The following is a 24,132-nucleotide window of genomic DNA, read 5'->3' on the forward strand; positions in this document are numbered from 1 at the left end:
CCTTATCTTTTTGAAGAGGGCTTTTCCTGCCTTTATGAAAGCAAGACAAGGCGAGATTTATGAACCAGAATTGAAATTTCCTCTCCTGAGCCAGATCTGGCACAAGAGAGGGGGACGTTCTTTGAGAGCAAGAAATTACTTCTCTAAACTCGCCTTAAACAGTTTCATCGCCTGACCACGATGGCTGATCTTGTTTTTATCTTCCTTACTCATTTCTGCGCTAGAAATGCCCAGCTCAGGCAACCAGAACAAAGGGTCATAGCCAAAGCCATTTTCACCACGCGCTGTTTCCAGAACTTCACCTGTCCAGATGCCCTGAAAAATTTGTGGAAGCGGATCTTCTGCATGTTGAACTAGAGCCAGGACACAGACAAACATCCCTTCAATCACTTCGCCGTCTTTACGTAACGGTTTTAAGTCCGCTAACAGTTTTTCATTATTGGCAGCGTCATTGCCATGCTCACCGGCATAACGTGCAGAGTAGATTCCAGGTGCACCGCCTAAAATAGGTACACAAATCCCGGAATCATCGGCAATGGCCGGTTTGCCTGAAATTTTGGCTGCATGACGGGCTTTAATAATTGCATTTTCGACAAAGCTTAAGCCGTCCTCGACAGCATCTTTAATGTTGAGTTTGCCTTGAGCAACCACTTCGACAGGTAGATTCAGTTCAGCAAACAGTTTTTCAAATTCGGCAATTTTACCTTTGTTATTGCTTGCAAGCACCAGTGTGCCTTGGGATAACCAATCTGTAGAAGCCATGATTTCGATCTTTATTTGAAAATGATTGTGCGTATTTTAGCAAACTTATCTAGAGAATTTAGCCAATAAAAAAGCACCCGAAGGTGCTGTTTAGAATCAAGTAAAATTTTCTAAATTACTGAGCCTGAATCCATTTGTCGGCACGGTCACGTGCCATACGAATTTGCTCTTGAGTTAAGTTGGCAGCCAAAGCTGTTTTCTTGCCTTCAGACAATGAAATAACTTTATTGTCGAGCATGCCATCACGGGTAGACAGTTCATACCATTGATATGCGCCAACGTAATTTTTCTTTTGCTCTTCCATCATGGCAAGATTAAAGCTGGCACGGTTGTCACCATGACTTGCAGCTTTTTCAAAGTATTTACGCGCCAAAGTTTCGTCTTTTTTGGTGCCCATACCATCAGCCAGCATGCGACCGACATTCAATTGGGCAGCAGTCAGACCTTGGTCCGCAGCGGCTTTGTACCATGCAAAAGCTTGCTGTATATCTGTTTGAATATCTTTGCCGAGTTGATATTTGGTCGCCAAATAAAACTGCGCAGCGGCTTGACCAGATTTTGCTGACTTAATCAGGCTATTAATATCCATGACAGAGTATTGTGCAGCTTGACTGGAAATAGACGGTGCTGGTGCAACATAATCCGCATGGGCTTGAATGCTAAAAAAACCAAACAATAGTGTGCTTAATAATATTTTTTTCATAGTGCGCTCACTCGATAAATAGCGACTTCACCAAACAGATTCGGGACATGTTTACTGAGTAAACTACCTTGTTGATCCCCATTCACGGCGAGTCGATTAATAATCCGGATATCATTTTCAGCACAAAGTGCTTCAAAATCACGGAAAGTACATAAGTGGATATTAGGTGTGTTATACCACATATAGGGTAAAGCATTGGAAACAGGCATCATTCCTTTTAAAGCCAAGAAAGAACGCGTCTTCCAATGCGCAAAGTTTGGAAAGGTAATAATTGCTTGTTTCCCCACACGCACCATATCACGCAATAATACGTCTGGTGCATCAACTGCCTGCAAAGCCTGTGCCATCACAACATAGTCAAATGACTGGTCTGCAAAGCGGCTTAAACCGAGATTCAAGTCTTGTTGGATGATATTTAACCCTCGACTGACCGCAATTGCAATCTTTTCCTGATCAATTTCCAATCCATAGGCACGAATATTGTGCTTTTTACCCATATGAGCCAGCAGTTCACCATCGCCACAACCTAAATCGAGTACGCTTGAATCAGGTTTAATCCAGGTCTCTGCCAATTGATGATCGATACGCATTACACAGTCTCCTTAGGGGTTGTTGCAAGGTGTTCTACACCACCTAAAAATGCCCGTAATGATTTAACGTAAAGCGGAATAGGGAACAGGAACGAGTCATGGCCTTGTTCTGCATCAATATCGACATAGCTGACAGGCTTATGATTGGTGATCAGCGCATCCACAATTTCTTGTGAACGCTTCGGGGTAAAACGCCAATCCGTGGTGAATGAAACCACCAGAAAACGGCATTGGGTATTCGCCATCGCCTTGGTTAAAGACAACTCATATTCACGTGCAGGATCGAAATAATCCAGTGCTTTGGTCATAATCAGATAGGTATTGGCATCAAAGTTACGGCTGAATTGCTCACCTTGATAACGCAAATAGCTTTCGACCTGGAATTCGACGTCAAAACCATACATAAACTTGCCCGACTTTAAGTCACGGCCAAATTTCTGTTTCATGGCTTCTTCAGATAGGTAGGTGATATGACCGACCATACGCGCCAAAATGAGGCCACGTTTTGGATAGCTGTCATTTTCCAAATAACGGCCGTTATGGAAATCTGGGTCCGATAAAATCGACTGACGCGCCACTTCATTAAAGGCAATATTCTGTGCCGACAGTTTGGGTGCACTGGCAATGATCACGCAATTTTTTAGACGGTCAGGATAATCCACTGACCATTGCATGGCTTGCATCCCCCCAAGCGAACCGCCAATCACCGAGTACCACACCTCAATCTCTAAACGGTCAGACAGCATGGCTTGGGTTTTGACCCAGTCACGAACGGTGACCAAAGGAAAATCTGGACCATAAGGGCGGTTTTCATTTTCAGGATTAGGCGAGATCGGGCCGGTAGATCCACTGCAACCCCCAATGTTGTTGAGGGCAACAACAAAGAATTTAGAGGTATCAATCGCTTTGCCGGGACCAATACAGGCATCCCACCAACCTGGTTTTTTATCATCTTCATGATGATAGCCTGCAGCATGATGATGCCCGGACAACGCATGGCAAATCAGAATCGCATTGGATTTATCTGCATTAAGCGTACCGTAGGTTTCAACCATGATTTCGAAACGAGGGAGAATGCGACCACATTCAAGCTCTAACGGCTCTTCGAATGAGAACTTTTGTGGGGTAACGAGACCCACTGAGTCAGTTGGAAAAGACACAGGAATAATTCGCCTTAAATCTTTAGGATGTATAAACAAAAGGATACCACTTGAGGGTATCCTTCTAAAGTCATTTTAGTGCTAAATATTATTGCTAATACTTATACGGTAGCCACAGCAACCTGTTCTGTGCTGAGTACACCTTGCTCGATTAAACGGTTGGTGCAGGCAATGATCGCTTCGATTGATGCAGTCACAATATTGTCATGAACACCTGCACCGAATGCAGATTTACCAGTGCCTTTCACTTGAAGCTCAATTAAAGCCAATGCTTTGGCATGCGCACCCGAGCCAATGCTACGTTCTTCATAGTTCAACACATCAATTGGCAATTGTAATGCATTCAAGATGGCAGAAATTGGACCGTTACCTTCACCGCGTAATTGCTGGGTTTCACCATTAATGCCGATATCTAGCTCAATGACCTGATTGCCATTTTCATCAGACAATTTGTAGTTTTTGGTAGAATAATGACCATCTTTAGTTGCAACATAATTCTGTTTGAACAAAGCCCAAATATCTTGTGCTGAAACTTCTTTAGCTTGCTCATCCGTTACTTGCTGCACCGCTTGCGAGAATTCAATTTGTAAACGGCGCGGTAACACCACATTGTAATTTGATTCTAACAAGTAAGAAATACCGCCTTTACCTGACTGTGAATTGACACGAATCACCGCATCATAATCACGACCTAAATCTTTAGGGTCAATTGGCAAGTAAGGCATATCCCACATTTCTTGGGTTTTCTGGAACTCGAAACCTTTCTTGATAGCATCTTGATGCGAACCCGAGAATGCGGTGAATACCAAGTCGCCAGCATACGGATGACGCGGATGCACTGGCAAACCTGTACATTCTTCAACGGTCGCAATGATTTCGTTGATGTTGGAGAAGTCCAAGTTTGGTGCAACACCCTGGGTATACATATTCAAGGCAATCGCTGCCACATCGACGTTACCGGTACGTTCACCATTTCCAAATACACAACCTTCGACACGGTCAGCACCGGCCATAATTGCCAATTCTGAAGCGGCAATACCACAACCCCGGTCATTGTGACAGTGAACTGAAATGATTACGCCATCACGACGTTGAATGTTGCGGTGCATCCATTCAATTTGGTCGGCATACACATGCGGACCTGACACTTCTACTGTCGCAGGTAAGTTTAAGATCACTTTATTGGTCGGCGATGCTTCCCAGATTTCAGTCACCGCATCACAAACATCTTTTGCCACTTCTAATTCAGTCGCTGTGAAGCATTCTGGACTGTATTGGAATACAAATTCAGTATTTGGATATTGCGCTGCATATTCTTTTACTTTGGTCGCTGCATTTACTGCCAATTTTTTGGCACCGGCAACATCGACATTCAACACTTTTTCACGGAAAGTCGGGGAGTTTGAGTTGTAGATATGCACGATCGCACGTTTTGCACCGATTAAAGATTCAAAAGTACGTTGAATCAAGTGATCACGCGCCTGAACCAAAACTTCGATGTAAACGTCATCTGGAATATGATTTTCTTCAATCAATTTACGGGTGAAGTCAAAGTCAATTTGCGATGCAGAAGGGAAACCAATTTCAATATGCTTAAAGCCAATTTTTACCAACATCTGGAACATTTTAAATTTCTGTTCCATATCCATTGGTTCGAAAATCGCTTGGTTACCGTCACGAAGGTCGGTACTCATCCAAATGGGCGCTTTATTGATTTCATTATTTGGCCATTGACGGTCTGGCAAGTCTACACGTTGATACATGCGACGGTATTTTTTACTTGGATCAGCCAACATCATGAGGTAACTCCTTGTGTAGCATGCATTGCTTAAGTCGTGGATAACGGCAACGTACTACGAATATAGATTGTGTCTATTCTAGCAATTTACAAGTCTGTCACTGGAAGACATTAGTCGAAAGTTGTAATAAAACCAATGCATTCTGATGATTTAGCTTTAGCGCAGATCTTGCAAATCTATAACTAAATATTAATCCACTTATTCCGAAAATAATTTTCTATTTTTGCGTTTACAGCAGCTTTGTAGAAAATATTTTCCATTAATTTGGTTAATTGTGAAAAATATAATCGAAAGAGATCTGGTTTAATGTCACAGTTCCTGCTAAAGCCATGCTACTCTCAAATTCTTCCTTTAAAATTTTAATTACATACGCGATGCCTAAAGCACCTGCTACGGCTAAACCAGAAATATAAGGTCGAGCAATACAGACCGCTGTTGCAGCTAAAGCAGAAGCAGAGACACTGCTATAAGATATGGGTTTATATAGACCACCGAGTTTCCAGCTAAGCAGGGTGTCATGTGCTGAAAGCATGGTTGGTATAGGGGTAATCGCAAGTGTGGTTGCATCCGTATTGACAGTTAGTGCATCGTAATAATCAATACGGCCCCCCCATTTAGCTGGAAGCGTTCACCGAATTTAAGCGTATCAAACAAATAAGCAGCAGCAGTATCCGTTTCACCGTTGGTGTAGCCACCGTTATAAATAAACCGGTTAATATCTGATTTCGATCAGGATGATATAAATTTGTCGGGGGGTGATGGCGGTTTGTCCGGACATTTGTGGGGTCATGGTTTTGTTATATTGCTGTTCTTTTAGAAACTCTAGACCTGCAAACACATCATTTTCAATGGCGCCAGTTTTTAAAGTTAAATTTAAAGTCGTCTGGTTCGCCAGAATCTTATTTTCCTGATCCACCCTTGACGAGAACGGCTTAGTTTCCAGTCATTCTGATTGCTTGAACTGTTAGTACTCAGGCTATTAATCCCGGTTAATACACGTTACATATGGGTTTTGCCTAAACAGGTCATATTGGTCAGTTTTACATTTTCCGCGAACTCAGTTTCAATCTTTGCCGTGAACATATCCGCATCGACATCTTCATGATCATTTACCTGACCATAATAATTTTCACGGTTGACGTTAGGTGCTGAAGTTAAAGCTGCATCTGTATTGTAAAAATTTTTCATTGCTACGGTGGGAATACCGCCATCTGGAATATTACGTTGACGGACATGTTGCGAATAGAGATACAGGCGTGTAGGGCTATCTAAGCCAAAGGCAATTGAAGGGACAATAGCCCAGCTATTATTTTCAATATAATCGCGACCGTCCACACCGCCGTCTTGTCCCATTGCATTTAAGCGAAAAGCACTGCCATTATTAATTACCTCGTTAATGTCGGCAGTCAGACGTCCATGCTTAGCGGTCTTATAAGTTGCAGAGATTTCTCGACTATCTTCTGTCTGAGGAAGTTTTTTGGCGACGTTAATATAACCTGATGCCGATCCACGACTTGCTTCTGCACCAGAAAGACCTTTGACGACTTCAATGCCATTTTAACGTGGGTAAAATAACAGCAAAAGTGGAAACATTGTTATGGCTTGTAATGTTATGGCTTGTAATAATTAATGCGAATTATTATTAATAGTGAGAATTGCTTAATTATTATGAGGTTGGATGGGAATATGACTTAATTTAGATTTTTTTATTAGCTAAGATATTAATTTTTAAATAGAAATAAGATACTAGTAAAGTTGAATTTGACTCAAAAATAAAATTATTAAAAATCCAATACTTATAATTTAAGGGTGAGGCTACCTGATATTAAGTTGCAGCAGCCTTTTTCTTTTTTGCATTATTCAAGCTTAAAGTTCAGCCCATTTACGCATTAAATTATGATAAAGATTGGTCAGTTTGATCACTTCGTCATGTTGATCACCCAGCTGTATGCGTAAGTTTTGAATAGATTGATCTAAATTAAACAACATATGACGATTGGCTTCATCACGAATCATACTTTGTAGCCAAAAAAATGAGGCAATACGGCAGCCTGAGGTGACAGCTGTCACTTCATGCAAACTGGTCGATGGGTAGAGAATCATGTCGCCGGCCGGCAGTTTGACTTCATGGTAGCCATACGTGTCTTCAATGACTAAATCGCCCCCTTCATATTCTTCTGGCTCGCTTAAAAAAACCGTACAGGACAGATCAGTTCTTAAGCGCTCATTGGTTCCTCGGATTCGACGAATTGAATTGTCGACATGAAAACCAAAGGCTTCATTATTTTCATAGCGATTAAACAGCGGAGGAATAATGTCTAAAGGAATGGCGGCAGACAAAAATAAAGCATGCTGTCCTAATGATTCTAAAATAATGGTACTTAAATGATGGGTTAGCGGAAGATCTTCCGGAAGCTGTTGATTTTGTTTGACTGTGGCCGAAAGCGTACCCGCAGTGACTTTACCATTGACCCATTCAATTTTACTCATTTCTTCACGGAAATATTGAACTTGTTCTTTAGTCAGTACGTTAGGAATATGATGGATCACGGCAATACACCTTTGCAAGAATGAATTCTTTTAGCTATAAAAATAGCCTCATTATTATGAGGCTATTTTAGATTAAATCCATAATTAATTTATGGTTTTAATTGAACTTAGTATTTGAAGTTCAGCGATAATACTGCGCTACGACCTTCTGCTTCAGTTGCATAGTGAGATGCATATGCCTTGGTGAAGTAGCGTTCGTTAGACAGATTGTTTACGTTAAGTTGTAAATCAACATTTTTATTCACGTTATAACGCGCCATTGCGTCGTAGCGAACATAACCTGGAACAAATTTAGTATTTGCTGCATCACCATAGACTTTGTCCATTGCAATTGCGCCAACACCTAAATTAAGTTGCGGGTGTACTTGGTAAGTTGTCCAAAGTGTTGCAGAGTTTTTCGCCACGTTTTGAACTTGGTTGCCATTTGTTGGGCTTGGTACATATACCGCAGGTTGACCAGTTGCAGCAGTATTTACAAATCCAGCATCAACAATTTCACTGTCTAAATAAGTATAACCCGCCGATACAGCCCATTTATCCGTTATATTGCCGTTCGCACCAAGTTCAATACCATCCACACGAGTTTTACCAACATTACGAGTAAAACCATCAGTATCTAATGCACGTGTATTTTCTTTTTCAGTACGGAAAATAGCTGCGGTTAAATTTAACTTATTATTCAGCACATCCCATTTTGTGCCAATTTCATAAGTTTTAACTTCTTCTGGTTTTAGGTTGTTAATAGCTCTAGATTGTTCATCAGTTGTATTTCGACCAGGAACACTTATACCTTCTGAGCCATCACCTGCATCAACACCAACAGGGTTTGCAGAAGTCGCATAGCTTGCATAAATACTACTATTCTCAGTAGGTTTGAATGTTAAACCAGCTTGATAGTTAAAGAAATCATTGCTTGAGTCATAAGCTGTACCAGCTTTGATTGTTCCAGAATCTTTATTGTACTTAACATCAGTGTCAAATTTATCCCAACGCACACCCAAATCTAATAGCCACTGTGGCGTGATTTCAATATTATTTAGGGCATAGATAGACTGTGTTTTAGATATAATATTGGTTACATTTGGATTTGCTGTAATATTTCCTAACCAAGAGTCTTTAGAGTTAGGGTTAAATGCATCTGTACACCAACCATTTGAATTCGCTAAAGTACATGCGTTAGTTGTACCACTACCACCAATTATAGATGTATTTGGATCGGTAACGATGTTGGTACCACGATTAGAATCTTGTTTACTGTATTCAGCGCCCACATTAAAGCTGTGCTTAAGTGAGCCTGTATTAAATTTACCTGCTAAAGATAACTGATCAGTAAAACTATCAGTAGTTGTTAGATTGGTATTAACACGACGCCAAACTTTACCATTTGCAATATTCTTTTGACTATCATCGGGTTGAGTCCAAAGATAGTTATTATCTGATTTACTATATACCGCAGTATTACTCAATGTAATATTTTCAGTTATATCGTGCTCTAATTTAATAGTACCACTTTGATTTTCTTGTTTTTGGAAATCACGATCTAACCAGCCATAGTAAACACCTTGTTTTACATCTAGCGGTTTACCTGTCGCTGTATTATCAGAAGAATTCCAATATGGAACACCTGAATCTGGAGTATCATCAGATTTTAAGTAGTAGTAGCTTAAAGTGGCACGAGTTGGGGTATCTAAGCCAAAAGTAATGCTCGGTGCAATACCTGCACGTTTGTATTCAGCACCATCGGCTTGACCTGCTTTTTCATTGTGATGACCTAAAACTGCAACACGAGCTGCAATACCATTACCAAAATCCTTGTTACCATCTAAGGTAATACGCTGGTAATTGTCTGTACCTGCACCAACAGAACCTTCTAAAAAGTCACCTTTTTTAGCAACCTTAGAAATCATGTTGATGCTACCACCCGTTGTACCCGCACCACCCATTGCAGATGCAGAACCTTTAGTCACTTCAACCTGTTCTACGGCAAACATTTCACGGTTTTGCGAAGTTGAGCTACGCACGCCATCCACATACATTGAACTTTCAGAGTTATAACCACGAATAAATGGACGATCGCCATTTGGGTTCCCACCTTCACCCGCACCCAAAGTAATCCCAGGTACAGTACGCAACGCATCGCTTAAAGTTGTGACTTGAGTATCGGCAATCAGCTGTTTAGAAATGATAGAAACTGATTTAGGCGTATCAAGCAGGGGAGCGACAAACTTGGAATTCGCAGATTTATCTACTTTTAGTGTTTGTTCAGCTTCTGCTTGCATACGAATAGTATCAAGTTGAGCAACTTGATCTTGTGCAATTACATTCCCTGCCATGACTGAAAGTGATGACACAATCGCAGAAGATACGATTTTTTTGCGTGTTTTAATGAAGGCCATTTCTTACTCAAAATGTGTACTGTGAAAATGTATGAGAATAATAATGATTCTTATTTTGTATAACTATTGATTTTAATTGTAGTTTGCGATCATTATATTTTTATTGATCTATTTATTAAATAAAAGAATGTAGCAATATTTAGCTAAGTTTTTGATTTTAATTTTATATCTATAAAAACATTTAATTTTAGATTATTGATTGTGAATTTTAATCATGCAAGTATTGAGAACTTTTTAAGCAATTCATGATGCCGAACCGTTAATTTAATGTTACATCGTGTTTACTAGATCGAGTAGGTTGCATTTATTTGAAAGATTTTGATTTAAATATCAAAATATAGACTCATTACATGTATTTTGAATTCGAGACTCATGCCAAAAGTAAAAAGTAAGCTTAGCTTCAAAATACATGGTCTTATTTTCAGAAAATTTCTATGAGCTGAATAACTAAACAAATAAGAGGCGATTCAACTTCAATCTAGAGCTCTGTAATTAAATTACACAAAGTTCAGCCGTTTTGGCTTTAGATGATAAATATGAAAAGGATTCTAGAAAGACCACATAAAAAAATGACTTTCAATGAGCAGGATTGTGGCAAGTGAAAGCACATTTTTTCTATTGTGAACAGGACGTGATGTAACTCTAATATTGGATGCATAAATTAAATTAAAAAAAAAGAATCAAAATGAAGCAAACTTTAAAAAAATTACTATTAAAGCTAAAGCGCATACAAAATGAAGGTGTTTGGTCAGTGAAATGTGAGGAAATTGAAATAAAAACGGATTTTTATCGGAAGAAAGCTTAAAATTTAATGGTTAAATCATCCTGTTTTGTATATCTTCCAATGTTGTCATATAATATGGCACTTTCAAAATTGCAATTACTATTTCTATATCGAGGAAGCCATGCAAGTAACTTCTGAAGCGGTTTCGGGCGTTGCCCGTCGTTTAAATGTATCTGTACCGACGAGCCGTGTGAACGAGCAATTTGAAGCTCGTTTAAAACGCACTGCTAAAACTGTGAAGATCAACGGCTTCCGTCCAGGTAAAGTGCCTTTGAATGTTGTACGTCGTGAATATGGCGCGGGTATTTATCAAGAAGTTGTGAACGATGTAATTCGTGACACAGTATTCGAAGCAATTCAGCAAGAAAAAATCAATGCTGTTGGCATGCCAAACATTGATAAAGTTGAAAATAAAGAAGATGCTCTTGTTTATGAAGCAACTGTAGAAGTTTATCCAGAAGTTGAAGTGAAAGCTTTTGACGCTTTGGAAGTTGAACGTAAAACAACTGAAGTTAACGACAAAGACGTTGACCAAATGATTGAAAATCTTCAGAAACAGCGTCAAGGTTGGGCTGAAACCAAAGGCATGGCTAAAAAAGACATGCAAGTAACTTTCGATTTCGAAGGTACTGTTGACGGTGAAAAGTTTGAAGGCGGTACTGCTGAAGACTTTAAACTTGTTTTAGGTTCTGGTCGCATGATTCCTGGCTTCGAAGACGGTATTGTTGGAATGAAGAAAGGCGAAGAGAAAGTGATTGATGTTACTTTCCCTGAAGACTACCAAGCTGAAAACCTTGCTGGTAAAGCTGCACAGTTCAAAATTACTGTGAAACTGGTTGAAAAACCAAAACTTCCAGAAATTGATGCTGAATTCTTGAAAACCTTTGGTTTAACTGAAGAAGAAGGCGTTGAAAAATTAAAAGCTGACGTTCGCAAAAACATGGATCGTGAAGTGAAGAACGGTCTTCGTAATCAAGTTAAAGCTGCGACTTTTGATGCGCTTGTAGCTGCAAACGAAGTTGAAGTTCCTGAATCTATGTTGGCTCAAGAAATTGACCGTCAACGTCAACAAATGATTCAACAATTCACTCAACAATTTGGTGCTCAAGGTGCGCAAGCATTTGACAGCAGCATGCTTCCAGATGACTTGTTCAAAGAACAAGCTCAAAAAGCAGTTAAATTGGGTGTGTTGGTGAGCAAAGTTTTAGCGGATGCTAAAATTGAAGTTGATCCTGCTCGCGTTGAAGCTTACATCGACGACATGGCTTCTTCTTACGAAGACCCGACTGAAGTGATTGAATACTTCAAAAATGACAAACAGCAACGTGCTCAAATCGAAGCGGTTGTGTTAGAAGATCAAATTGTTGATCACATTTTAGCGTCTGCTAAAGTGACTGATACAGCGGTAAGCTACGAAGAATTGTTGAAAGAGCAACAAGCTCGTCAACAAGGCTAAGTTTAGCTGATCGAAAAAAGGCGCATCATGCGCCTTTTTTTATGCATTGGCTTATACTGAGCGTGGCTTGTATTAATAATGCGTATGCAAAAAATATCTGTTATTTAATTGGGAATATTTTGCAATTTCGACAATTATCCCTCATATTGTGACTATGAGTTGAGTAACAAAAAATTTAGGAATAAATAACGTATGTATGTTCCAACAATTAATAGCGCTTTAGTACCAATGGTCGTAGAACAATCGTCTCGTGGTGAGCGTTCTTTTGATATTTTTTCACGTCTTTTACGTGAGCGTGTCATCTTTATGAGCGGTGAAGTTGAAGACAACATGGCGAACTTAATTGTTGCGCAGATGTTGTTTTTAGAAGCAGAGAACCCAGATAAAGATATACACCTTTATATTAATTCACCAGGTGGGTCTGTAACTGCCGGCATGGCCATTTATGACACCATGCAGTTTATTAAACCAGATGTAGTAACTTATTGTATGGGTCAAGCGGCATCTATGGGTGCATTCTTGTTGAATGCCGGTGCAAAAGGCAAACGTTATTGCTTGGAAAATGCCCGTGTCATGATTCACCAACCACTCGGTGGTTTCCGTGGTCAAGCATCGGATATTGAAATTCACGCACGTGAAATTCTATTCATCAAAGAACGTTTAAACCGTTTAATGGCAGAGCATAGTGGTCAAGACTATGAAACTGTTGCTAGAGATACTGACCGTGACAACTTTATGACAGCACAAGCTGCTAAAGAATACGGTCTCGTGGATGAAGTGTTAAGTAAACGTCCATAATTTTCAGATTTTAATATTGGAGTAAATATGTCCGAACATCCTCAAGGACAAAAGCATTGTTCATTTTGCGGTAAAACGCAGTCTGAAGTCGGGAAACTGATTGCAGGTGAAGACGCTTACATCTGTAATGAGTGTGTGGACGTATGCTTAGATTTAGTCCAGACCAGTCAACAAGTAGAATCGGGTGATTGGGCAACTAAGCCTTTGCCAAAACCACATGAAATTCGTGCTGCATTAGATCAATATGTCATTGGTCAAGATGTTGCGAAAAAAACGCTTTCAGTTGCAGTGTATAACCACTACAAACGTTTAAAAGTCACCAATTCAGGTCATAAATCTGATGAGGCGGTAGAACTTGCAAAAAGTAATATTCTGCTGGTTGGACCTACAGGTTCAGGTAAGACTTTACTTGCACAAACTCTAGCACGTCTTCTAGATGTTCCATTTGCCATGGCAGATGCAACGACTCTAACCGAAGCAGGTTATGTGGGTGAAGACGTTGAAAACATCGTACAGAAACTTCTTCAAAAAGCTGATTACGATGTAGAAAAAGCGCAAAAGGGCATTATCTATATCGATGAAATCGACAAGATTACCCGCAAGTCTGAAAACCCGTCGATTACCCGTGATGTATCGGGTGAAGGTGTTCAGCAAGCGTTATTAAAAATGATCGAAGGTACGGTTGCTTCAATTCCACCCCAAGGTGGTCGTAAGCATCCGCAACAAGAGTTCATTCAGATTGATACTTCGAATATCTTGTTTATTTGTGGCGGTGCATTTTCAGGTTTAGAGAAAATTGTACAACAACGTCAAGAAAAAGGCGGGATCGGTTTCACTGCAGACGTGAAGAAAAAAGACGAAAGTAAAAAATTGTCCGATTTATTCCGTCAAGTGGAAGCAAATGACTTGGTGAAATTTGGTTTAATTCCAGAATTCATTGGTCGTCTACCGGTTATTGCAACTTTGGAAGAGTTGGATGAAGAAGCCCTTATGCAGATTCTGACCGAGCCAAAAAATGCCTTAACCCGCCAATACCAATATTTATTCGATATGGAAAATGTTGACTTGGTGTTTGAAGATTCTGCATTGCGTGCTATTGCGAAAAAAGCCTTAGAGCGTAATACAGGGGCACGTGGTCTGCGTTCAATCCTGGAAAATTCTTTACTTGAAACTATGTATGATTTACCAAGCCGTACCGATGTTGGTACCGTGATTGTAAATGATGCGGTGATTAGTGGTGAAGGAAAGCCAGAGTTAAAGGCAGAGCGTCAACCTAAAACAGAGACTGAAGCTGCGCCTAAAGTAGATTTTAAAGTTATAAATTCTAAATCTGCTTAACTCGCTATTCGTCTGAAACGTGCGGAAAACTGGTCTTTTCGCACGTTTTTTATTTCCAAAAATAAAACTCAATGTTAATCTCAATCACTAGGCGTGAATGCCTAAATAAAATCAACGAAGAAAATTAATGTCGCGATCAATATAGCGAAAAATTAAATGTTTAATTGAGTACAAAAATAAAAAATACGCGGTGAGGGAAAATCATGCGTGGAGTCTGTATTGCGGTCTGTGCAAGTATTATTTTAATGGGTTGTCATGGCAAGTCTGCTGTTGAACATGCTCAAGTAACATCAACCTTAAAACCTGTAGACTTTAACAGCGAACCTGGCTTTATTGAGCAGCACCGTCTGGGGATGTTTACCATTGGGGCTTGGGTCAATCAAAAATTAGGACAGCGCTTTCAGCCTGTACAAGCACAAAATGATCAAGCTGCCATTGTGTATATGTACCGCCCTGACAGTAAATGGAATCGTCAAGAAATTGTGGCATCCAGTCTTTTTGTTAATAGTGAGCGTATTCCAAGTCTCTTGAATAATCACTATTACTGGATGGAATTGCCCACAGGAACCTATCGTTTATCGAGTAGCCGTCCACTAGGTGCACAGCATTTTCAAAAGCCTAAATATTTAGATTTTACCGTGGAAGCGGGGCAGTCTTATTTTATTAAATATGATGAAGAAAATTTAAGTACCCGTCGTGAGGTTTCTGGACCATTGATGATTGTGTCTGAAAAAACAGGCTTAAACGAAATCGCATTCACCCAGTTAAAGTCGGAAAGTTATAATTTTGTGGCCCAAGATTCAAATACAGGTAAGGTACGTAAAAAAGCGCAAAAACTTAAACCGGTAAAATATGATCCTGCGGAAGATGTTCAACTGACTGCACCCTTTAAGATGTGGGATCCGCGAACGTGGTAAATACATATTTCTGAATTTGAAAAGAAAGACGAATTATTGGTTGAGTAAGAAATATTTTTTTATAGAAATAAAAAAGCACCCGAATGGGTGCTTTTTTCGCTTGGAAAATTAAACCGCAGCAGCATCAACTACTGGAATTTTACCAATTTTCGCTTGCCAGATTTTTGGTGCAGTTGCGTGAATAGAAGTACCATTCACATCTACTGCTACAGATACAGGCATATCTTCCACTACAAATTTGTAGATCGCTTCCATACCCAAGTCAGCAAATGCAACAACGTCAGCTTGACGAACAGCTTTAGATACCAGGTAGGCAGCGCCACCGACAGCCATCAAATAAGTTGCTTTGTTATCTTTAATTGCTTCAATAGCAGTAGGGCCACGATCCGCTTTACCAATCATACCGAACAAACCAGTATGTTCTAAAACTTGACGTGTGAATTTGTCCATACGTGTAGCCGTTGTAGGACCAGCAGGACCAACCACTTCATCACCAACAGGATCGACAGGGCCAACGTAGTAAATGAATTTACCTTTAAGGTCTACAGGAAGCTCTTCACCGTTATTGATCATGTCAACCATACGTTTGTGCGCAGCATCACGACCGGTATAGATTGTACCGTTAAGAAGTAATGTGTCACCTGGTTGCCAAGAGTTCATTTCTTCTTGAGTAATGTTATCTAGGTCAACGCGTTTAGAAGTAGAAGAATCCCAAGTTACAGCAGGATAGTCAGAAAGTTTAGGCGCCTGAATATGAGCAACACCTGAACCATCTAACTGGAAGTGGGCATGACGCGTTGCAGCACAGTTCGGGATCATACCGACTGGTTTGCCCGCAGCATGGCAAGGGTAATCTTTGATTTTGATATCGAGAACAGTCGTTAAACCGCCAAGACCTTGTGCACCAATACCCAAAGCATTTACTTTTTCGAAGATTTCGATTCGAAGTTCTTCAAGTTGGCTTTGTGGACCACGACGAAGCAACTCGTCCATGTTAATTTCTTCCATCAATGCTTCTTTGGCAAGCATCATGGCTTTTTCAGCAGTACCACCGATCCCGATACCGAGCATACCAGGAGGACACCAGCCTGCACCCATGGTTGGAACAGTTTTAAGTACCCAGTCCACGATTGAGTCAGATGGATTTAACATCGCAAGTTTAGATTTATTTTCTGAACCGCCACCCTTAGCAGCCACAGTAATATCGACTTTGTCACCCGGTACGAGTTTGTAGTGGATCACAGCAGGTGTGTTGTCTTTGGTGTTCTTACGACCAAAAGCAGGATCCGCTAGAACTGATGCGCGAAGAATGTTCGAGTTTTCTAAATAACCCTGACGTACCCCTTCGTTAATCGCGTCATCCAAGCTCATGCTTAAATCAAATTTAACGTCTAAACCAACTTCAAGAAATACGTTAACAATCCCGGTATCCTGGCAGATCGGGCGATGACCTTCTGCACACATACGAGAGTTAATTAAGATTTGTGCAATAGCATCTTTTGCGGCTTTGTTCTCTTCACGATCATAAGCACGGCTCATCGCTTGGATGAAGTCTTGTGGATGATAGTAAGAAATGAACTGAAGCGCATCTTTTACTGATGTGATCAAGTCATCTTGCTTGATAATAGTTGTCATATCAAATATCTCTTGAGCGGGCTGTTAGCTAGCGGGCTAAATTATAAGATAAAAAGCAAGTTCTGTGGGTGTTTTGACTGCTTTTTGGCCAAAAGTTTAATAGCGAATTTCAGCTCCAGTTCACTTTCATTTTTGTCAGGGTATCTGTCATAAATTTGAAAAAAGGCTGTCATATTTGAGGCTAAATAGAGTATTTAAAATATTTATTAAAATATTATGAGGTTGTTTTTATATTAAGTATTTGAAAAGTATAAACTAATATAGTGATTTCAAGTTGTGTAAAATATGACAGTATTGTCATAAAGTTGTCATAAAACTTTTACATAATAAGCTCATCAAATCTAGAGTGTAAGAAGCATATGATTACTGCAGTTGTTTCAGTTGTTGGTTTCTCTTTATATATCGCAGCGACATGGATTTACGGTCAAAAAGAAGATCAGGCTTAAGCTCTATCTTCTTTTTTTTTGCTTTAGTTTTTTCATTCTAATAACTTCCTATAAATTCAAATCTTCAAATGTCGATCTAAATCTGCGTATACTATTTTAACAATATGAAAACTTCGCTGATGAAAGATCACTCCTAATATGCACAAAATATAATTGAAATCTATAAAAAACATGCCCGTGCATGGACAGAATTGCGTGGTCAATTGCTTTATGAGAAAGCATGGCTCGATCATTTTCTTTCACTTATTCCAGAACACTCAACAATCCTTGATTTAGGCTGTAGTTCAGCAAAACCTATTGCTGCCTATTTAATTGCACAAGGTCATTCCGTAGTGGGTGTGGATAGTTCTGAAGTCATGATTGAAATGGCACAACAAAATTTTCCTGAACAGAGCTGGATTCAGGCAGACATGCGTCAGATAAGTTTAAGACAAAAGTTTCAAGGCATTTTAGCGTGGGACAGTTTTTTTCATCTGACTCCTGATGATCAACGAGCGATGTTTTCAATATTTCAGCAGCATAGCAAGCCCAATGCTGCATTGATGTTTAGCAGTGGGTCAAGTCATGGAGAAGCCATTGGAGAGCTGTTTGGCGACGCTTTGTATCATGCCAGTTTGTCGCCAGATGAATATACGCAGTTATTGAATGATCATGATTTTAAAGTCGTGAAAATGGTTGCGGAAGATCCCGACTGTGCCGGGCATACAGTGTGGCTGCTAAAGAAAAATTGAGTCCCATCTTTTTTATCAATATGGTCAAAGTCAAAGCTGAATTGATCAATTAATGTTTCTAATTCTATATTCAAGGTGCTATAGATCAGCTTTGCACATACCTGATCTTACTGAAAAGAATGTTGCCTATAAAAAATTCTAAAAGCATTCATGCTGATCAATGAGAAAGTCTATTATATGTAGTGCTTGTTCTTTTTCAAAATAAAACTCTTCACCCCTATCCATAGCAATTAAACGCATAATTTCATCATGAGCACTGTCATAGAATTTAGAGAAATTATGATAAATATTCAGGCATAAGCTTGCTGTCTCAACAGGATCATAGTCCGTGTTTATCCGGGTCCTAATATTTTTAAGCTCTAATTTTAAATTAAGCATGAATACAATGAGTTGTTTTCAATCTTGATGAGTTTAAAATCAGCCTATACATCATAAAAAAACCACCCGATTTTTCAATCAGATGGCTTGGAAAACTAAAATTTAAACGTTATTGAGCAGCTTGTTGCTCTGCTTGAATCGCTGTTAAGGCAATTGTGAACACAATATCATCCACCAAAGCACCACGAGACAAGTCATTGACCGGTTTATTTAAACCTTGCAGCATTGGTCCCACACTTACTACATTTGCAGCACGCTGTACGGCTTTGTAGGTGGTGTTACCGGTATTTAAATCCGGGAAAATAAACACATTGGCACGGCCGGCAACTGGCGAACCTGGTGCTTTGGATTGGCCTACACTTTCAACGGATGCTGCATCGTATTGAAGTGGACCATCAATCAGCAAATCAGGACGACGTTCTTTAGCAATGCGTGTTGCTTCAGCCACTTTCTCTACATCTGCACCTGTACCCGAAGTACCGGTTGAGTAAGAAATCATGGCAATACGCGGGTCAATGCCAAAGGCTTTGGCAGAATCGGCAGATTGAATTGCGATTTCAGCTAGTTCTGTGGCATCTGGATCTGGGTTAATTGCACAGTCACCGTAAACGTAGACTTCATCCGGTAACAACATAAAGAACACAGAGGATACCAATGAGTAATCAGGTGCGGTCTTAATCAGCTGGAAGGCAGGGCGAACTGTATTGGCAGTGGTATGTACTGCGCCCGATACCAAACCATCAACTTGATCGAGGGCAAGCATCATCGTACCGAGTACCACGGTATCTTGTAATTGCTCACGCGCTTGTAATTCGTTAATTTTACCTTTGCGCAATTCCACCATTTTCGACACATAGTTTTCACGAATGAGGTCAGGATCGATAATTTCAAGATCGTGCGGCAATTCGATATTACGCGCTTTGGCAATTTCAATCACAACTTCAGGTTTTGCCAATAACACACAGCGTGCGATACCACGCGATTGACAAATGGCAGCCGCTTGAATAGTACGTGGTTCATCACCTTCCGGTAAAACAATCCGTTTTTTTGCTGTAATGGATTTTTGAACCAACTCATGACGAAAAGCAGACGGCGATAAACGAGGCTTATAAGAACCATTTAGCAGTAGGGCAATCCAGTCTGCATTCAGGTGACTTGATACGAAACGGCTGACTTGCTCTGCGCGTTCAGTATCATCAATTGGAATTTCATTGCTTAAATTTGAAAGTCTTTGTGCCGTTTCAAAGGTACTGAGCGGTGTATGCAGAATCGGTAAACCATTTTTGATAGCAGTCTGGCAGAAAGCTAAAACCGAAGCATTTGGCTCATGGTGTTCAGTTAACACCAAGCCGGCTAGAGGAATGCCGTTGCTGCTAGCGAGGCTACTTGCCAGTAAAACATCTATACGGTCAGAGGCACTAATAATCAGTTCACCGGCCACAAATTTATTCAGTTCATGTTCAATGTTTGAGGCAATTAAACTGCTGTGCAATACACGACGCTTTGATGCTTCACCCTGGTTAATCCATTCAGCTGAAATATGCGAAGCCAGATCCGAAATTCGCGGGACACTTAAGGTGTCGCTGAAGGGCACTAAGCCAATCACTGGAAGTTTTTCGGAACCCAGATGGGGATGAGTTTTTTGAATTGCTGTAACAAATTTTTGGGTCTCACCAATCAGGCGTAAACTGGGGTCAAATGTGACCGGCACCTGAGCAGAATCTTCATGCAAGCCTTTGGTGCGCATAAACAAGATGCCCGCCATACGGGTAGAAGAGGCACCGCCAAAATAGCGTAACTGATTTTCGACTTTTTCCGCGCTCAATTCCGGCGTATTAATATCGGCATTGCTGACAATAATGACTTTGGCATCGAGTGCTTGCGCCAAAGTCGCATTCATTTCAGAAGCAAAAGCATCCCGACTGTTCGGTAGTAAGCCTTCAACAATAATCAAGTCGTGATTCTTGGCAATCTGACGATGCAGACGTACTGCTTCTTCGAGTAGCTCATCACTTTCATCTTGATTAATTTGCTGAATTAATTTGGCATAAGAAATCGGTTCAACTGTTTCACTATTTGATAAATGACGATACAGCGCTGTTGTACCATCTGGTTGTTGATTTTGTTCTTGTGAAAATGGTTTAAGAAAACCGGCTTTTACCCCTTGGCATTCCAAAGCATAGACTAAACCCAGGCTGGCTGAAGTTAACCCTACGCCTTCCCCGGTTGGAACTAATAAAATTGTTTTCATAGCTTGATTCTAAATAAAAAGGATTCAGTGATGAGCATCATAAAATGTGCGATGGCTTAAGCCATCGCAACATCTGCTTCAAACTTTTTTGCAGCGGCTTGACTCACCTCATTCACAACATTTTCAGTTTCTTGTGCAATGCGACCTTCTTCATCGGTAGGAACAACCCAGATTTGAGGACCGGTACCTGCGTCTATACGACCCTCTGTTCCGCGTTTCAAGTTGTCGTTTTGTTCTTTGCTTAAGTTGAAACCGAAGTGCGGGAGGTATGCCAATGTTTTTTCACGGATATAGGCAGAGTTTTCACCGATACCACCGGTAAAGAACAGACCATCGATACGCGGCAAGCCACAGCTTAAGGCTGCAAGAGATTTAGCGAGGCGGTAGCAGAATACTTCAATGGCAATCGCGGCATCTTCATTGCCCTGTTCAGAGGCTTCAATTAAGGTGCGCATATCATTGGATAGATTATTCGATAAACCCAATAAACCACTTTGGCTATTTAGCATTTTGTCAATTTTATAAATGTCCCAGCCTAGGTTGCTGGCCAAGAAACTATGGATACTTGGGTCAACATCACCACTACGGGTTCCCATCACGATACCTTCAAGCGGAGTGAGACCCATAGAGGTATCAACACTTTCACCATTCCAAATCGCACACGTCGAGCTGCCGTTACCGAGGTGAGCCGTTAACCAGCCGCCTTGTTTGAAGCTGCCTGCCAGTTCTGAACCGCGTTCCGATACATAGGCATGGCTTGTGCCGTGGAAACCGTAACGGCGGACATTATGCTCGGTATATAAGAATTTTGGCAATGCATAACGGAAAGCATGTTCCGGCATGGTTTGGTGAAAAGCTGTATCAAATACGGCGACTTGCGGTAAGTCGGGGAAAAGACGTTTGGTTGCTTCAATACCGACTAAATGTGCAGGGTTGTGGAGCGGGGCAAGTGGCGTTGCTTCACGAATTTTTTCAATAATATCATCAGTCAATAATTCAGCTTTGGTGAGCGTACCACCATGCACAATACGATGACCGATTGCATCGGGTTTATAATTGGCTAGACGTTCTAAACCGACTTCTAACGCTTCTTTGTGATCAGCATTCGGAATACGAATATCCACAGGTTCATTGCCTACAGTCACGCCCTTGATGCGCGCTTCAGGCGTACCCAAGTTTTCAGCCAACCCATAGATGCGGAATTCTTTATCTTCAAGCAAAAGTGCAAACTTAATTGATGAAGATCCGCAATTGATGACGAGTACTGATTTAGGCATGACGTATTCCTTAACTGAAAATTATCGTACTTGAATTGTTGTATTACCCCTGATCGTTAACCTTTATTTTGCTAGGCATCATCCGATCTATTTAATAGTTGTACCATGTTGGTTTTTATAGCCACAAGCTAGACTTTAGCAGATTAGACTTAAGCACTATCGACCGCTAAGACAATAATAATTAAAATTTGTCAGTTGATAGATTTCATTTATTAATGAAATAGTACTTAATTATAAGATATCTGTTTGGCTTTACTCTAATCTAGCATGCATGGTCAATTGTGAGCAGGGGATAAGCGTTGTTTTAATATTTACTTTTGATACTTTATTTCTGACCAACGTACAATCACATAGGCAATCAGCGCCACCATAAAAAATACCAGCATCATCCAGGCCAAGCCCTGTAGGGTTTCAATAATCGTTCGATAAATTTCCAGTACCCAGCGTTCCTGTGTGAGCTCAATGACAATTTTTTTATCATTGTCGGTATAGGTCAGTGGGGTGATGTATTTTTCCATATCGTAAATACGAATGCCGGACGATGTACCGACAACCATGCCGGCAAATTTGGTGTATTTTGCCCAGGCTTCATGAATGGGATCGTTAATGATTCGCGCCAGAATCTGATTAATAGAATGAGAGAAAATTTTCATTACCGCAAATGAAACCAGTAATGCCAATAAAAATGTACTGATCATTAAATAATAAAACATCACATTTTCCCTTTTATGATTATTTTTATCATCTTATAAAATTTAGCTTAAAAATAATGTAGTTGCTGTGTCCACCCTCATTATTGAAGCTGAACATAGCACTGATTTTATTAAGGGTTGTACTTATTGGCGAATTTGACCATCCCCAAACACCACCCATTTTTGTGAAGTCAGACCTTCAAGACCAACTGGACCACGGGCGTGAATCTTATCAGTGGAGATGCCAATTTCTGCACCTAGGCCATATTCAAAGCCATCGGCAAAACGGGTAGAGGCATTGATCATCACCGAGCTTGAATCAACGCGAGCCAAGAACTGGCGAGCAAGACTATAGTTTTCAGTAATGATGGCATCGGTATGGTGTGAACCATATTTGTTGATATGATCAATCGCCTCATCAATACCGCTGACCACTTTGACCGCCAAAATTGGACCTAAATATTCGGTGTACCAATCTTCTTCGCTGGCAGGTTTTACAGTTGAACCTAGAATGCGCTGCGTTTCGCGGCAGCCACGCAGTTCAACCTGTTTTTCTGCATAGAGTTCAGCAATGCTTGGCAAGAAGTCTTCCGCGACTTTCTCATCGACCAACAGGGTTTCCATGGCATTACATACGCCATAACGATGGGTCTTGGCATTCAGCGCGATCGGTAAGGCTTTTTGCAAATCGGCTTGTGCTTCAACAAAGACATGGCAATTGCCATCTAAATGCTTGATCACCGGAATACGTGCTTCATTGCTCACGCGTTCAATCAGCCCTTTGCCTCCACGTGGAACAATTACATCCACATATTCAGACATGGTAATCAGATGACCGACCGCGGCCCGATCAGCTGTATTGATCACTTGCACTGAAGTTTCAGGTAAACCTGAAGTTTTTAATCCATGTTGAATCGCTTCAGCAATGGCTTTATTTGATTGCAGTGCTTCAGAACCGCCACGTAAAATAATGGCATTGCCTGACTTGAGCGCAAGTGCTGCTGCTTCAAGGGTAACATTCGGACGCGATTCGTAAATCATGCCGACAACACCTAAAGGTACACGCATTTTACCGAGTTGAATTCCGGAAGGGCGGAAGGCTAAATCGGTGATTTCCCCAATAGGGTCGACCAGACTCATGACATCTTTTAAGCCGTGCAGCATGCCTTTAAAGCGTGTGGGGGTGAGTTCTAAGCGATCAAGTAATGCACTGTCCAAATTGTTGTTACGACCTTGGGTCATATCCAGTTGGTTCGCAGCTAAAATCGCAGCTTCACTGTCTTGTAAAGCAGTGTAAATTGCAGATAAAGCATTGTTTTTTATTTGGGTAGAAGCGCTTGCTAACACGCGAGAAGCTTGGCGTGCTTGTTGTCCTACCGTTTGCATATATTGTTCAATTGAATCTTGCATAGCGGTTGATCACTTAGAAATTACACTTCGATAGTAACAGTCTAGAACAAGACAATGAA

The 24,132-nt window shown here is 40.6% G+C and carries 17 protein-coding genes and 2 pseudogenes; 5 read left to right on the plus strand and 14 right to left on the minus strand.

Going from position 1 to position 24,132, the window contains the following annotated elements:
* Nucleotides 1-135: 135 nt before the first annotated feature.
* The 9 genes and pseudogenes from rdgB to AY606_RS07020 form a co-directional block, all read right to left on the minus strand.
* Nucleotides 136-762 carry an RdgB/HAM1 family non-canonical purine NTP pyrophosphatase gene (rdgB, locus tag AY606_RS06975; protein WP_067866478.1) on the minus strand — a complete coding sequence of 209 codons (627 nt, stop codon included), beginning with the start codon at nt 760-762 and terminating at the stop codon, nt 136-138.
* A gap of 115 nt (nt 763-877) precedes the next feature.
* A complete protein-coding gene (locus tag AY606_RS06980; protein ID WP_067866480.1) occupies nt 878-1,465 on the minus strand; it encodes a tetratricopeptide repeat protein in 588 nt (195 codons plus the stop codon).
* Nucleotides 1,462-2,055, minus strand: a complete 594-nt coding sequence (gene metW / locus AY606_RS06985; RefSeq protein ID WP_067866482.1) for a methionine biosynthesis protein MetW — start codon at nt 2,053-2,055, stop codon at nt 1,462-1,464. The genes AY606_RS06980 and metW overlap by 4 nt, the downstream gene beginning before the upstream one ends.
* On the minus strand, nt 2,055-3,215 hold the full coding sequence (gene metX, locus AY606_RS06990) for a homoserine O-succinyltransferase MetX (protein WP_067866483.1): 1,161 nt from the start codon (nt 3,213-3,215) through the stop codon (nt 2,055-2,057). Before metX ends, metW begins: the two co-directional genes overlap by 1 nt.
* 101 nt (nt 3,216-3,316) lie before the next feature.
* The gene (gene leuA, locus AY606_RS06995) at nt 3,317-5,014 is read right to left on the minus strand and encodes a 2-isopropylmalate synthase (protein WP_067866486.1); all 1,698 of its coding nucleotides are present in this window, start codon (nt 5,012-5,014) and stop codon (nt 3,317-3,319) included.
* 268 nt (nt 5,015-5,282) lie between these two features.
* A pseudogene (locus AY606_RS16270) lies at nt 5,283-5,468 on the minus strand (alpha-hydroxy-acid oxidizing protein); the annotation flags it as partial.
* Nucleotides 5,463-6,565: pseudogene (locus AY606_RS16595) on the minus strand (TonB-dependent receptor domain-containing protein); the annotation flags it as partial. The pseudogenes AY606_RS16595 and AY606_RS16270, both read right to left, overlap by 6 nt.
* A gap of 315 nt (nt 6,566-6,880) precedes the next feature.
* The gene (locus AY606_RS07015) at nt 6,881-7,564 is read right to left on the minus strand and encodes a Fe2+-dependent dioxygenase (protein ID WP_067866493.1); all 684 of its coding nucleotides are present in this window, start codon (nt 7,562-7,564) and stop codon (nt 6,881-6,883) included.
* Between the two features lie 107 nt (nt 7,565-7,671).
* On the minus strand, nt 7,672-9,960 hold the full coding sequence (locus tag AY606_RS07020) for a TonB-dependent receptor (RefSeq protein WP_067866494.1): 2,289 nt from the start codon (nt 9,958-9,960) through the stop codon (nt 7,672-7,674).
* A gap of 905 nt (nt 9,961-10,865) precedes the next feature.
* Between AY606_RS07020 and tig the strand changes: the two genes are divergently transcribed.
* The 4 genes from tig to AY606_RS07040 all read left to right on the plus strand — a co-directional run bounded on the left by tig (nt 10,866) and on the right by AY606_RS07040 (nt 15,253).
* Nucleotides 10,866-12,200 (plus strand): trigger factor, encoded by a 1,335-nt coding sequence (gene tig / locus AY606_RS07025; protein ID WP_067866496.1) that lies wholly within the window; start codon nt 10,866-10,868, stop codon nt 12,198-12,200.
* Between the two features lie 192 nt (nt 12,201-12,392).
* Entirely contained in the window at nt 12,393-12,998 is a 606-nt protein-coding gene (gene clpP / locus AY606_RS07030; protein ID WP_067866498.1) for an ATP-dependent Clp endopeptidase proteolytic subunit ClpP, read from the plus strand.
* Between the two features lie 27 nt (nt 12,999-13,025).
* Nucleotides 13,026-14,336, plus strand: a complete 1,311-nt coding sequence (gene clpX / locus AY606_RS07035; protein WP_067866500.1) for an ATP-dependent protease ATP-binding subunit ClpX — start codon at nt 13,026-13,028, stop codon at nt 14,334-14,336.
* 203 nt (nt 14,337-14,539) lie between these two features.
* Complete coding sequence (locus tag AY606_RS07040; protein ID WP_067866502.1) at nt 14,540-15,253, plus strand: DUF2846 domain-containing protein; 714 nt, start codon at nt 14,540-14,542, stop codon at nt 15,251-15,253.
* 108 nt (nt 15,254-15,361) lie between these two features.
* Here AY606_RS07040 and AY606_RS07045 read toward each other — a convergent pair whose 3' ends face one another.
* The gene (locus tag AY606_RS07045) at nt 15,362-16,888 is read right to left on the minus strand and encodes a fumarate hydratase (protein ID WP_067866504.1); all 1,527 of its coding nucleotides are present in this window, start codon (nt 16,886-16,888) and stop codon (nt 15,362-15,364) included.
* A gap of 637 nt (nt 16,889-17,525) precedes the next feature.
* Between AY606_RS07045 and AY606_RS07050 the strand changes: the two genes are divergently transcribed.
* Complete coding sequence (locus AY606_RS07050; protein ID WP_502692113.1) at nt 17,526-18,065, plus strand: class I SAM-dependent methyltransferase; 540 nt, start codon at nt 17,526-17,528, stop codon at nt 18,063-18,065.
* Between the two features lie 487 nt (nt 18,066-18,552).
* Here AY606_RS07050 and pta read toward each other — a convergent pair whose 3' ends face one another.
* From pta to AY606_RS07075, 4 genes are all read right to left on the minus strand, one after another.
* The gene (gene pta, locus AY606_RS07060; protein ID WP_067866511.1) at nt 18,553-20,694 is read right to left on the minus strand and encodes a phosphate acetyltransferase; all 2,142 of its coding nucleotides are present in this window, start codon (nt 20,692-20,694) and stop codon (nt 18,553-18,555) included.
* A gap of 56 nt (nt 20,695-20,750) precedes the next feature.
* Entirely contained in the window at nt 20,751-21,971 is a 1,221-nt protein-coding gene (locus tag AY606_RS07065) for an acetate/propionate family kinase (RefSeq protein WP_067866513.1), read from the minus strand.
* Between the two features lie 311 nt (nt 21,972-22,282).
* Complete coding sequence (locus AY606_RS07070) at nt 22,283-22,684, minus strand: hypothetical protein (protein WP_067866515.1); 402 nt, start codon at nt 22,682-22,684, stop codon at nt 22,283-22,285.
* A gap of 123 nt (nt 22,685-22,807) precedes the next feature.
* Entirely contained in the window at nt 22,808-24,073 is a 1,266-nt protein-coding gene (locus AY606_RS07075; RefSeq protein ID WP_067866517.1) for a glutamate-5-semialdehyde dehydrogenase, read from the minus strand.
* Nucleotides 24,074-24,132: the final 59 nt, after the last annotated feature.

Source organism: Acinetobacter sp. SFB, assembly GCF_001647545.1.
GTDB lineage: Bacteria > Pseudomonadota > Gammaproteobacteria > Pseudomonadales > Moraxellaceae > Acinetobacter.